At 38.9% G+C, this 14,051-nt stretch carries 8 protein-coding genes; 1 reads left to right on the plus strand and 7 read right to left on the minus strand.

Annotation, left to right across the window (positions count from 1 at the left end):
• Positions 1 to 220 precede the first annotated feature (220 nt).
• The gene (locus V7K60_RS18225) at positions 221 to 421 is read left to right on the plus strand and encodes a hypothetical protein (RefSeq protein ID WP_334927231.1); all 201 of its coding nucleotides are present in this window, start codon (positions 221 to 223) and stop codon (positions 419 to 421) included.
• A 116-nt stretch (positions 422 to 537) separates the two neighbouring features.
• Here V7K60_RS18225 and V7K60_RS18230 read toward each other — a convergent pair whose 3' ends face one another.
• The 7 genes from V7K60_RS18230 to V7K60_RS18260 form a co-directional block, all read right to left on the minus strand.
• The gene (locus V7K60_RS18230) at positions 538 to 681 is read right to left on the minus strand and encodes a hypothetical protein (protein ID WP_334927232.1); all 144 of its coding nucleotides are present in this window, start codon (positions 679 to 681) and stop codon (positions 538 to 540) included.
• Between the two features lie 201 nt (positions 682 to 882).
• The gene (locus V7K60_RS18235) at positions 883 to 3,747 is read right to left on the minus strand and encodes a CHAT domain-containing protein (protein WP_334927233.1); all 2,865 of its coding nucleotides are present in this window, start codon (positions 3,745 to 3,747) and stop codon (positions 883 to 885) included.
• 48 nt (positions 3,748 to 3,795) lie between these two features.
• The gene (locus V7K60_RS18240) at positions 3,796 to 7,392 is read right to left on the minus strand and encodes a two-partner secretion domain-containing protein (protein WP_334927234.1); all 3,597 of its coding nucleotides are present in this window, start codon (positions 7,390 to 7,392) and stop codon (positions 3,796 to 3,798) included.
• 179 nt (positions 7,393 to 7,571) lie between these two features.
• A complete protein-coding gene (locus V7K60_RS18245; RefSeq protein ID WP_334927235.1) occupies positions 7,572 to 8,390 on the minus strand; it encodes a DUF928 domain-containing protein in 819 nt (272 codons plus the stop codon).
• A gap of 32 nt (positions 8,391 to 8,422) precedes the next feature.
• A complete protein-coding gene (locus V7K60_RS18250; protein WP_334927236.1) occupies positions 8,423 to 10,735 on the minus strand; it encodes a CHASE2 domain-containing protein in 2,313 nt (770 codons plus the stop codon).
• A gap of 299 nt (positions 10,736 to 11,034) precedes the next feature.
• Complete coding sequence (locus V7K60_RS18255; RefSeq protein WP_334927237.1) at positions 11,035 to 12,318, minus strand: DUF1822 family protein; 1,284 nt, start codon at positions 12,316 to 12,318, stop codon at positions 11,035 to 11,037.
• A gap of 20 nt (positions 12,319 to 12,338) precedes the next feature.
• A complete protein-coding gene (locus tag V7K60_RS18260) occupies positions 12,339 to 13,982 on the minus strand; it encodes a sigma-70 family RNA polymerase sigma factor (RefSeq protein WP_334927238.1) in 1,644 nt (547 codons plus the stop codon).
• Positions 13,983 to 14,051: the final 69 nt, after the last annotated feature.

Below are 14,051 nucleotides of genomic sequence, written 5' to 3' on the forward strand. Positions count from 1 at the left end.
ATTGTGAGACACTTATGAGAGTAGTCCATATTTAATAGTATCAAAATAACTATTTAATACCGATTTGAAAAAAGAATGTGATAGATACAAACCTGAAAAGCCAGATTAAATCAGACTTTTTGAATTTTGAATTGGTATAACTGCAGTTGTCAAAGCTAGAATCTGATTATTTTTAAATTTCTATACTAACTTTTTACGGCTGTTAAGCACAGCTTTGCACGTGAATTACTCAAATAATCTCCAGGTATATGCCCCATCGATAACATCTCTCAGAGAACGTGATTGGACAGCTTTGATAGAACTATTTGATAGAGATGACGGTGATGAAATTGAAGCTGATATCCACAGTAGTTTATTTTGGCTAATACCTGAACTTTGTTGGGAAGATGATCCCTTTGATTTCTTGCGCGAGTACCTTTAAGTAGTGCTGAAGTTGACGAACTTTATCAAAAACTTCTGTGATATCACCTTCTCGGTCGAAAGCATGAACCACTCGTGTGTGCTTGCTTACAAGGTTTTCTATAGTGGTGAGTGCTTCTACCCACCTGTAAGATTCAATAGTCCAAAGGGACGGTTTCGGGCTTCCTTTCGGGCTGCTGCTTGTCGTTTTTTCTTCTCTGTCGGGGTTTCATCTTTTGGTGGTTTTGGCTTTGGCTCTCGATTCCAGAGTTTTTGCCACAACAGACCTATGGATTGACCAATCTTTGGCTATATAGCTAAAGCGCTGTGTAATATTAAACCGTTACCTCCCTTACCAATTGGACCATAACTTTCTTTTTTAACCGCCGTCCCAAAGCTTACCCATTAATGAAACAACAACCTAGAAATCAATTACAAACTGCTTGATTTAAATGTGTCCTGGCTTATTTCGGTGACTGTCACCTAAAGCCAATTCCCCACTAAAACATAGGGTGCCCAATAAAATGGATGTCCTTTATCCTTCAAAACAAACTCTTGAGCACGACGTAGGGCTTCTGCTTTACTTAAATTGGTATCTTGTGTTAACTGTCGATAGAATTCACTCATCAGAACAGAGGTAGATTTATCGTCTACTTGCCACAGTGAAGCCAGAGTACTGCGTGCACCGGAACGCACAGCGACACCAGCAAGCCCCAAAGCAGCACGCTTATCTCCAGTCGCTGTTTCACAAGCACTGAGGACAAGTAATTCTATTGAAGGAGGTACGCGATTGGAGCGCCCTACCACTTGTTCTCTAGTTTGCAGTATTTCACGCAACAGTTTAATATTAATATTGCCGTTCCAAGCAAGAATATATGTATCTTCAACTTTAGAACTGAATTTGCCGTGAGTTGCTAGGTGAACCACAGGAAAAGAAACTGAACTGACTTGCTGCCCAATGTTAGTCTCAGTAAAATCTTGGTTGATGAGTTGTTTAGAAGGAATAATAGACTCTATTTGCTGCAATTCGGTGGCGACATTTGGTAGGGAACTAAAGCCAAGGCGAGATTCTGTTAATCCGCCGATTAATGCTTCAAATCGTCTCCGTTTTTGTTTGGGTGCTAGCAGTTGCAAACCGGGCGAAAGGGCGACACTGTATTTTTCTATCAAATATTGTTTGCCGTCGTAAAGCGCGGCCATTGGGATATTCTGCAACGAACCATCCATCACAAAAACTAGATTTTTGACATTGCTTTGCTCCAAGTCTGCAATGGCAGGTTTCATAATCCAGTTATATACTTCTTGGGAAAGGTCTTCGCGATCGCGAAATGTATAACGTTGTTCTAATTTTTGTCGCAGTGCTTCTAAAGTGTTTTCTACTTCAACTTTGGGTTTGTAAGTCGTGTAATGCCGTAATTCTTGAGAATGCGGTAATTTGACAATTATTTCGATGCGGTCTGCTAAGATAATTGAATAAAAAACTGCTGTCACTGGATTAGCATTGTCCACCACTTCGTCAATCTGCGTTGGCTGGATGGTAATACAAGTATCTTGGAAAAAGTTGTCTAATTCAGCCAATTGTAAAGCTTCAATCACATCGCGAGCTTGCTTTAAATTTTTCTGACTGACTTGTTTAGTTACTGCTTTGTCAGTCGAGGTTTGGTTCGATTGCAAAAGTAATCCTACCAATTGACGATATACTGGTTCTACTTCATCTCGAAAGTCAAATTGAATGTCGGGATTAAGAGCTACCAAATCACTGCGTAAAGTATAAAGAGTTTCCACTGCTGTGGTGTAAGCTGCTACTGCTCTTTCTGAATCTCCCTGTACCAAAAGCAGGCGTCCGAGTTGCCATTCCCACTGATAAGCAATATCCGGTGCATTTATGATCTGAGCAAGATTTAAAGCTGACTCGGTATATCGCTGTGCGTTTGACAATTGTTTTTTCATCTCATAAAACTGAGCCAGATAACCCAGACTATAAGACTCGGCTCGTTGGTCTTTAATGTCTTTGGCTTGTTGCACAGCGATGTTTAATAGCTCGACAATTTCTTCGGGATTTTGGATTTTAGCTCTTTCCTTGGCTCCTGCTTGGAAATCCTGATTTTGGATTGGGGAATTGAAAATTTCTCTTGTTGTCTGCTTCTGTGCCTTTTCAAGACAAACCAAACTCTGGACAAAATTTATTCTGGCGTATATTGCGGCTCGACTGGGGGTTAAATTGGAGAGTGCAGATTTAATTGCTCCAAGATATTCGCTCGTTGGTTGTTCCCTAAGAAACTGCAACACACTCAAGCGATTGAGTTGGGCTTGTACAACAGTAATGGGATAACTTGACTTATTAGCGATTTTATGATAATAATCAGATGCTATTTTGAAGTAATTGCTATCCTCTGTTTGGGTGATGGCTATTTGTCCACACCGCGACGGGAGAAAATTATCCTCGGTAGTGCTTTCTTTGATGAGATTTCTCTTGCCCCTTGCGAATGCGGCATTGCCTAAACTGAGTAAAGTTGAACTTTCTTCTTGTGGCGATCGCAACTGTTGCGCTACTACCAAACTTTGCTCTAGCATTTTCTGAGACTTTTCTATATCTCCACTAGCTAGCAGCCAATTCCCCCAACTTCGCAATCCAGCAGCTTTTAAAAGCGAGTTTGGCATGGAAAGGAGATTTTTTTCTACCTGCTCAAATATTTTCATTGTGCGGCGGTAAAGTCCCAAGGATTGGAAAGCTGTAGCCTGGTTAATTAAAGTACCAGTATTGCCAGCAGTATCGCCAATTTCAGTATAGGTTTTAGCTGCCTTTTGCCATGATTGCAAAGCATTCTCAACTTGCCCCAGTACTAATTGTAAATTGCCTTGAGTGTTGAGAACCAGAGCAAGAATGTGTTTTGCATTACTAGTACTTAAATTTGATTGCTTTAATAAATCGAGACTAGTTGTAATTGCAACACTTGCTTGGTTCCAATGTCCCAATTTTTGCTCACTCAAGGAAAGAAAATTTAACGCCAAAGCTTGGTTCAGCACGTCATTTTGGGACTGATAAACCTGTGCAGCCTGCTGAAAACTTTGCACCGCAAAGGCAAATTGTCCTGATTGGTATAAAGTCTTGCCCTTCTGCATCAGTTGTTCTATGCTTTCAGGCACTTCAGTATGGGATATGGAAGCATTGCTAATTGGCTGACTTGATCGGAGGGGGACTTTCTCAATAACTGGGACAATGGAAGCAGCCGATAGCAGATGAACACCAAAGCTGAAAGTGAATCCCAGCAAAGCTAACAGGATAATTTGCCACTTGCGAAATATACCCTTTTTTCTAGCCGTGTCCAAAAAATTAGGTCTTGCCATTCCAAATCTACTCCAAAACAATCACCATTGCCCTATGCCCCGTGTCCATTACTTGGCAATTGATGACTGACATCCAGATGATGAACTCCCTACTTGGTGTGGTGTTGCGGTAGGAGCGTAAGCTGTAAGAATCACTTCCCCATTCTGATTAATTATCCACCCCTGCGCTTCTACAATTTGAGTAGGGCTTAAGGATTTATTCTCTCCCCCTTGTTCCCTTATCCCCAGAGGGGACTCCGAGTTCCCCTTATCTTTTTCTCCCTCTCTTCCCTTTGATAGAGCAGTGAGTCGCCAATCTTCCCATACCGCATCAGTATTAAGTGTGTTGTTAGGAGAGGGAGGTAAACCACCATGTCCGGTATAAGTGAAACTACTCTGAGCAGTTCTCGCGCAGATGTTATCGTCTACTAAACGGGCGACATCCACCACATCTGTTGTTAAAGAAACTAATCCTTTACTAGGATCTGTATCAGGGGTATTGATTTGTATATTTCCGCTCAAGTCAGGACTTGCTCCTTTTGCAGTAATGCTACTTATTAGCGGGAATGATGTTGTTTGAGATTGAAAACCAAAGATTTGAGCAACATTAATCTTGACATTTCCACCACGAAAGTTTTCAGAATCAGCACGAATATTACTATTTTCATTTTGAACTGTAACAAGAAAAGCATTTTTGCCATCGATTGTAATATTACCACCAGTAATATTATTTCCAGACGCTTTAGTAGTAATTTCACTATTACGACGCATTAATAATAAATCTCTTGGATTTAGATTTATATTGCCTTGTCTTGCAATAGTGTCGGCTGAAATTTTGCCTTGGTTGTCAAGACTAATCAAATCAGCATTTACCGTTAAATTACCTGCTGCTCCATTTCCCTTACTGCTGCTAGATAGTTCGGCGTCATTGGTAATAAAAAGTGACCTAGTTGTAATATCAACATTCCCTGCATCGCCCACAGCATTTTCTCCTACCTTACTCTCAATCGTACTTGGCAATCCATTAGCGCTTGCTCCGTCAATAGATACCATATCTTGAGCAATAATGTTTATTTTTCCTGCATTCCCTTCTCCATCTGTGCCTGCACGCAAGTTTGCACCATTTCGTAAAAAAAGTGAGCCTGTATTAATGTTAATATCATTTGCCGCACCTGTTCCTTGAGGTAACACAAGACTATAAGCACCACTTCTGTTGTTGTTATTGCCTACACCATCAAATAAAACGAAATCAGTGGCGTTGATATTGACTATACCAGCATTTCCATTACCATTTGTACGAGTAGCCAAGAGGGCACCATCAGTGACTTTCAATGACCTAGCAGTGATATTTATATCGCCTCCATTACCAGGTTTAATACTCGCAACTTCGGTGTAAATGCCTCCGGGAAAACCTTTTTGGTTAACTCCACTTAAATTAACGGAATTAGCGGCATTAATACTTACACTGCCAGAATTTCCTTCTCCTAGAGTGCTTGTTGCTATAAAAGAACCATCACTCAGGGTCAAAGAATCCGCTTTAATATCTATATCACCTCCTTTACCATTGGCATTTTCTTGTGCTCTACTATAAGCTCCTCCCTCAGTTATAAAAGACACATTATCTCGTGCTTGAATACTAATATTACCGCCGTCTCCTAATCCATAAGTATCAGCCTGGAGCGAGGAACCACTGGCAACTGAGAGTGAACCTGTGGTAATGCTGATATTACCTGCTTTACCCTTTACTTGCCCTCCTAACAGGGTTTTTATAGAACTTCCATCTAATAAAGAGACGGTATCGCGGGCATTAATGATGACATTACCTGCATTTCCTTCTTTGCTGTAGCTTTCTGCTGTTAATTTGGCTTGATTAGTGAGCTGAAGCGAACCTGTAGAGATTTTTATTATACCTCCGTCGCCTAATCCTTCGCCATATCCTTCCAAACCTACGCTGCTAGCAGCATAAGTGTTACTACCATCAAATCGAACCGAATCGATAGCATCAATTATTACATTACCTGCGTTGCCTTGACCGAAAGTACCTGCTGTTAAAAATGATCCATCAGTAACCGAAACTGACCTTGCTTGGATTGAAAGGTCATTTCCATTTCCTTTGCCGCCTCCTTGGACTGTGGTAACCGCTCTACTATTATTTGTAAAGGATACATTATCGCGAGCCTGTATTTTCACACTGCCCGCATTTCCTTTTGCAATGGTACTGGCATCAAGAATTGAATTATTGGCCAGCGTGAGTGAACCCGTGTTGATTTTTATAATCCCGCCATTACCTTCTCCTTTTTCAACTCGGCTGAAGGCAAAGGAATTATTATAAAAATCAACGGTATTAGCAGCATCAATTGTTAAATTGCCAGCATCTCCCGTACCTAAAGTACTAACCTTTAATTGAGAGTTGTTACCAACTAACACAGAATCAGCTTGAATCTGCAAATCTCCACTTTTTCCTACACCTGTAGGTTCTGTAGGTTGTAAAGTAGTTGAGCCAATACTTTCATCTAGAAAAGAGACTTGTCCGCGAGCATTGATATTGATATTGCCGGCATTACCTGGACGCTGCAAGGAATGATCATCTACGGAACGAGTGTAAATTCCAGCTCTGTCCTTTACGGTCAATAAGCCAGTAGTAATATTAATATCACCAGCATTGCCGGCGCCATTGGTTCGAACCTGATTTCTAATTTCGCTTCGGTCTTGTATCCTGATTGCTTCGGTGGCATCAAGAGTAATATTTCCTGCTTTTGCAGTTGCTGATCCCAAATTTGCCTCGATACCAGCATTGAGTGCACTTCCTTTTAACAAATCTATGTTGCGTGCGTTGACTGCAATACTACCACCAGTCGCATAAGAAACATTAGCGATCGCTCCATTATTCAAAAATACATCACTTCGTGATAATGCGGGTACTTGAGTACTAAAAATGTCGCCATTAATATCAAGATTTATACTTCCTGGAGCAGCTAATCCTGCTAATTCAATTCGTCCACCATAAGCATTTAATTGTCCGCCAGGTTCGCCAGTCATCGTTACATTACCACCGATTAGTAATATGCTTTTACCATCAGGTACTCGCAAACCATACGTTTCAAAATTTGCTAAGTGAAGACCAGCAGCTGCAACTGATCTATTTTCAATTGCTCCTGTAGGTATTTGGTTGTATAAAAAAGCTGAAGGGTTAATCGTCAGTAACGGTGAAGGCGCTTCTGGATTTGTAGCGCTGAAGTTGCCTAGACTACCAAATTGTAAAGCGTTGGCTGTTGTCGCAACCAAAGAACCACCAATACTTAAGCTGCCCTTTGGCCCAAATACAATGCCATTGGGATTAAGTAAGAATAAGTTTGTTTTACCATTAGCACGAATTAAGCCATCAATATTAGAAATTGACTTACCTGTTACTCGTGTCAGGATGTTCTGAATATCTAGTGAATTATTGAAGAAAGCAGTACTTCCATCGAGAACAGAGAACTCAGAGAAACTGTGGAACAGATTACCGCCTCTTGTCGTTCCACCCTCAATAATTGTGGTGTTGCCCTCTAATTTGACATTAGAATTATTCGGGAGAGTGGCATCCGGTGTAATTTGGGCGATCGCGCAATTAGCAGACAATATTATTGCACCAGCGAACTGACAAGTTAGGGCTTGCGCGATCATCGCAATTCCTCTTCCTCTGAAGCACCCAATACGCATATATTTTATCAAAATTGTATCCCTCTAAAGAAGTAAAAAAAGTTTTTGCAGATATCCAATGACGCCAGTTGCTTCTCCTGTCGGAGACGCTACGCGAACAAGTCGGCAGAGCCGCCCAACGCACTGGCTCCCCTTTGCCCATGTTAAAAAGTACAACAAGGTGCGATCGCTTCGTTAGAAATGTTTTCCAACCCCACAGACTCCAACAAATCTTTCCAATCAGTCGCCAAGCTTGCATCTTGGTGTTGGCGGGCGCGAAGTTCTCCTAAAGTAGTTAGAGCATCTTGCCAAATACCTGCTTGAGCATAAAGAGCTACTCGTTGACGTGGGGTTGCTGTCTGTAAGCGACGTGTTAATTCATCTTTTGGGACAATGCGTTGTACTAACCCTTCAACTGCTATATCTTCTGAGCGGCTTTGCGGGTTACAATCAACCAAAAAGTACCAGTGATAATATTGTCCAATTTCCAGGGGTTTCTCTGTTGCAGGAACATTAACCCTAATCACTCCTGGCGTATTGGATAAAGTAATAGAAATTGGTTCTTTGGTGAGAGAGTTATTTTTTTCATCTAGTAAGACAAATTTCACCGAGTTGATATTGTTGGGTACATAGGGAACGTAAAACCAAAAAGTTGGATGTTTATCTGTGGTTAAGCTTAAAACATATTGTGTGGTAGCTGTGCCTGTTGTTACTTGCTTCTGACTTACGGTTTTTGACACCAAAGGTACTAACGCTGTGAGAGGTTTGTTAACGGCTGGGCAATTACCGCGAGTTCCTGCACCTATTCTGTCTCTCGGTGCGCCCCGATTTTCTGGTTGTTTTTCTAAGGGTGGCTGAACAAAACGTATTTTTGTAGTGTTTGATTGCTGAGATTGTACTGGTAATTGCGTAATATTAATTAATAAAAAAGTTGCACTCAATACTAATGCTTTTAGTGATGAAAGAAAGTTGATTTTAGTCATAATTAAATTTTCAATTATTTACAGTTATTTTTTTATGAATAATTTTTCGTATTTTTTACACTGATTCCAGTGATTACTAATGCCAGTGCAGAGGGAAGGAATGGCATCCAACCTCCATATAGCAACAGAACAAAACAGCAACCGTAGAGGATGAGTAATTCAGCACTGATGAGAATAGCAAGTTTCAATAGTGAACGACTGTATACAGCTAATATTCCGGCTACCAAAGATGTACTGCAAATCCACAAGATTTCACCCCATACAGGTAAAACCCACAGCAGAGGGCGCTTGTCTAAAACAGCACTTATAATTTGACTAACCATATTTGCGTGAAGCAGTACCCCTGGAATTTCCTGGTATGGGGTAGTTGCCATACTGTAGGGTGTAAGAAAATAGTCTTTAGCGCTTTGTGAGTCAACGCCAATCAAAACAATCTTATCTTTTATCCAGTTGGGGTCGAATTGATTATTCAGGACTTGTGAGACACTGACTTGTTTTGCAACCTCCCGCGAAGAGCGATAATTAAGTAGTATTTGGTGTCCTTTTGCGTCAAATTGTTGGTAACCACCTGTGGGGATATCTATGGGTTTAAAGACTATTTTGCCAAGCTGCAAGTAGTTTTCGTCAGTAATATCGAATTTGATGCCTTCTTTAGCTAGATATTGTCGTGCAAGTTGGAAGTTGAGTGAGTAGGGCGACTTGCAATTTGATTGCGGTTCTGGTGTTATAGATAGTAGATTACGACGAATTACTAAATCGCTATCAAGTACAACATCACTAAAACCTATGCGGTTAGGTGGAATTTCCGGTGGTGGTGAAATCCCAACTGCTTGTTGTTTGCTACCGCCAAGTGGACAGGTAGCAATAAAATTGTTGTTTGTTCGCAAATTATTTGCTAAATCTGGATATTGAGAACCTACCGGAAAATCTCGATAAATATCCAAACCAATGGCTCTTGGCTTGTAAAGTGACAATTTTTGCAATAGTTTTTGTAGTGTACTATCTGATAGTGATGATTTTTGTTTTTGTTCTTGAGCCTGAATATCTGCTTCTGTGAGAGTAATCACCAAAAGACGCTTATCTACACCTTCGTCAGGTCGCATCCGCATCATTGAGTCGAAAGCTGACAGTTCCCATTTTTGCATGAAGCCGAGCGATCGCACTCCCGTAATTAAGCCGGTGATTAAGACACTCACTAAAAATGTGATTTTCAGATTCCGCGCTGTCAATTTAGGAAAAGCAGTTATGTTAGTTTGACCAGATAATTCTTGCCAAGTTAAAGTCTCTTCCGCTATATTTTGACAAATCACAGGTAGCCAAGAAGCACCAGGAAATTCCTCTTCCAAACCCTGTAATCTTGAACGTGCATAACGCACTGCTAAATAGAAAGATTGACCTTCAGAAAAAGCTCCCAAGAAATGTTTCACAAACTCTTGTGCTATAAAGTCCGGTATTTCTTCCCGCATGACAATAATTTGGTTAATTTGCAAATCAATTAACTGTCGCGCTAATCCCAAACCATCACAAGAATTGAAAATAGCTATTTTTAAACCGCGTGCAATTGCGTAAATCAACGCATTTTTTAACTCGGTTATTGTTAAACTACTAGTTTGATTTATATGTATCTTACCCCGATCATCTTGGCTATGACTGTGACCTGCAAAAAAAAGTATATCCCAGCCTTGTTCGTCCCAAAGCCACTTATCTAACTCCTGACGTGAAGGCTCTACTAAAAATACTGTCGATGCATTTGGTAATTGTTCTAAAATATTTCTATCTTGCTGAATATCAATTCCTTGACTATTACCCAAAATTGCCAATATTCTAACTTTATTTGTTTTCTGTTTGGGTAATGGTCTGACTCGCTCATATTTTGGAGTACTTACAGCAACTTCGCATAATTGGTAATGCTCGATAAAATTCCACAAATGCCAAGGTAGGCGTTGCAAAAGATAATCACTGGCTTCAATGATAACTTGAAATTCTTCATCTAAAGCTAATTTCTCTCGTAATTTTTGATCAATTGGGCGAAATAAATCAGAATTTAGCCAAGAATTGATTGCTTCATATAACTGTTCTTGAACTTCACTAAAATCTACTTCACTAACGTTATTTAAACCTGTCGATTCTACTTCGAGTCCCGAACGACTCACGAATCGTTTATGAAGTGCTTGATATATTAATTGAAAGCGTTTATAGAGTTCAGCAATGTTTGGTGCAGGAGGTAAACTAGCTGTAAATTTTATCGGACGAGAGTTGTTAGTTTCCCACAATTGTGCAGTTACAGGGAAAAAGCCATCGTTTAAGTTACCTTTTTCTAAGCTGATAACAATTAACTTACTCATCTTTAATTATAAAATAGCTAGAATTTACAGGCAGAATGTATACCGTTTTAATGTATATTATTAGGCATTTTTATGTTAACTCATGACTTGGAAATACTAATTAGCTAATCTCAGGTTTGCTTAAACACTTATAATATCTTTAGGTTATTAGATTGAGGAACGTAGACGCGTTCGCGTAGCGTCTCCGACAGGAGAAAAGTAACCCAACGCAAGTTTAGAGTTCATCTTGGATTGAACCTTGTCAAACCTAACCTGTCCTGTATTGATAATATAAGTAATTACCCAAACCTGATATAATTTCAAATAGAAAAGTTTTCTGTCATCCTGAAATCATCAAGAGTCAGTTGGATAGAAAACCTGGTTCCGCTTAAACCTTTAAAACGGTTAAGTTGAATGTAGCAATCCAGACTTCTCGATTCAATTTGTTGTAAAATATTTCCCGATTCTAAAAGCATAATTTTGAGATTTGGTGGCAAATACTTCTTATTACCAGTGGGATGAACTTGTACGATGATCGCAGTTTTTTTGTCTTCTTCCTGCGATAGAGCAAGCATCAGTGCTAAAGATTGTCCTCCTAATTGTACCCCCAAATCAATTAGCTTAACTCCATTTACACCTGTTTTACTAGTTGCAGAAAAACTTCTGAACTCAAATGCTAAATTTCCTAGCTGTGAATTTAAAACTTCGTCAATAGGTTGCCATCCTGCTGCAAACAGCTTCTGAAACCATTGATTAAGGTTCACCTGAATAAATGAGGAGTCTCCAGAGACGCTATTCATTGATTCTATGCTTGGTGACAAGTATTTCTTAGCAGTGGATACAGTATTTTTTTCTTTACTTAAACGTTGATTATACAGTTTTTGTCGCCACTGTTCGTTGGAAATTAATGCCGCCCATTGAGCAAATGGTATATCCAAATGTACCCTGGGAGAATAAATAGAAGCATCACTCAATGTCTGCAATAGGTTTTGAGCTTCTGCTGCTGACAAAGTTGCTTCAGGTGGAATTTCTTCTCGCCAACGCAGTCCCAATGTAGCAAAAAGTAAAGTGAAGTTTTCAGTTAACTGTTCGATAGGTAAAGAATAAGTGCGATCGCTTGAATTATATTTGCCTTGGTTTTTCAATTGACGATGGGTAGCAAACCCGCATACTCGTATCCAACAATCATCATCATCGCCATCCAAATTTACCTGCACTGGTATATAATAGTCAGCCGCCCAACTATTAATATCTACCCATTCTTGCGGTATGCACAATTCTTCTATATCTATTGTTTCAGTCGGCACTAATACTATCTTGCTTTCACCCACCTTAATTGCTGTGCCATTTACTATCTCTAAGATCGTAGGTAAATTTTCTTCATTAGGAAATACCTCTGCACGTAACGTGGATTCTTGTAAGGACATCTGAAACCAAGTGAGTAAGCGACTCAAGCAGATGCGATTAAGATAAGCATTGTAAATTGCGATCGCATTGGAGTGATGTTGAGAAAGCTGCCATACTTTTTCTTGTTCGGCTGTCTCTACCTGCAACCAAATATGCTTAGTGTCAATATTTACGAAATCTGATAAACTCAACATCATCTTCCTCCTCCCTAATAAAGTTAATACAGCTGATTTTGGATATATATTTCCACTAGAAAAATCTTTTCTTCTAGTTTTAATTCTTTCTTTCCTGATTTATCTTCATTTTTCAACACTAATTTGATGATAGATTTGTAATAATTACCTAACCACTTTTCTAAATATTCTTTAATCCAAATATTTACTTCTTGCATCAATTTTTCTTGTAAGATATTTCTTGCTCTAGTAATTCTTGTAGCTATTTCATTCAAGCTAATACCTAACTGAGAAGCAATTTTTATTTCATCTATTTGCTCTCCATAATAAAGTTGTAAAATCTCGCGTTCTTCGTTTACTAATTTCTTGATGGCTGACACCAAAGCTGCTTGAATCAAATCTGAGTGTACTGGTGCATGATACTCGCTTTCTAACCATCGTCTTATATACTGTTTAACCCATTGTTGTGGTTGGGAGATTCTTGCTATAGCTTCTAATAATTTGATTGTAGATTTAGTTAGATAACGAGAAATTGTACTTTGATTCATTTCTAGTCTATCTGCTAGCTGTTTTTGATTGAGTCCAAACCCATAATAGAGAAGTAAAATTTTCCGATCATCCAGTTTCATGGATTGAAGTTGCTCAGATAAAATTGAATTAGCTTGATTCGCCAAAAATCCTTGTTCTCTTGTATCCTCAGTGCTTGATATCTTTTCCCATTCAATTTCCGGAACTTGTAATTCTGATTTAACTTCAAATCCATCTAATTGCAAGGCATCAAGTGAAAATTTTGGTAGAATTGACATTGGATAACTTTCTAAAGCTTTAATGCAAATCTCCATCCAATCTTGAATTTGTTTTGCAGTCACCTTAGTAGAATTAGTAAATACCTCATGGGGTGCGGTTGGTAATACCTTTTCTGCGTTATAACATTGAGCAGATTTTTCAAAATCTTCCTCGTCAGGGGCTATCCATTTTTTACCTATAGTTCTGGTTGGATTTTTAACCTTGTTAATTAAATAAACTTGCTTAAAATATTTTCTAGCAAAAATAATTAATGAAATTTCTGGTTCAATGATTCCGAATACTTTTAGTGCTTCTTTGAGTTCTTTTTCACTCTTTTTGTATAACAATCTCCACCGTGAAAATCTATTAACTTCTGCTGAAAATTTAATATGATTTGTTAATATGTTAGTTATATATGTATCTAAATTCGCACTTTGAGAATTATATTTAACTAAAATTTCTTTCAATTTTAGGGGATTGTAAATTAGCAATCTAGCAATACATAGATATTCTTCCCAAGAATTGGCGTTACGCTCTTTACATAAGTCTTTGGCAGCCCAATAGCATTTTTCTTCAAAGTAACTTGCTAAATGTTCATAGGCAAGTTGTATTTTATTACTTGGTTCCCAATCTGCTATTAATTGTGATTCATCAAATGCTACTTTTCGCCAAAAATTTGCGACGTCTATTCCTTTACCCTGGTGGCAAAATAAATTAGAAAAATAGTCATGCTTTTCTTCATATAATTTCAAATTACGTTGCAGAGAAGGTTGATGTTTCCATTGCAACACTAATTGATTATTTTGGTTAGTAAGCATAATATAGGTAGAAAATTTGTTAAGATTATTCTGCCGCTTTGGTAGTACAGGAATACTATCAATTTTGGTAAAATTAAGCACCATTATTTTTCCCCCTACTGGACAACAAAATGAGGTTTACAATATATGCAAGGGGAGCAACGCGATTTGGTG

Origin of the sequence: Nostoc sp., from assembly GCF_036917555.1 — a bacterium.
GTDB lineage: Bacteria > Cyanobacteriota > Cyanobacteriia > Cyanobacteriales > Nostocaceae > Nostoc.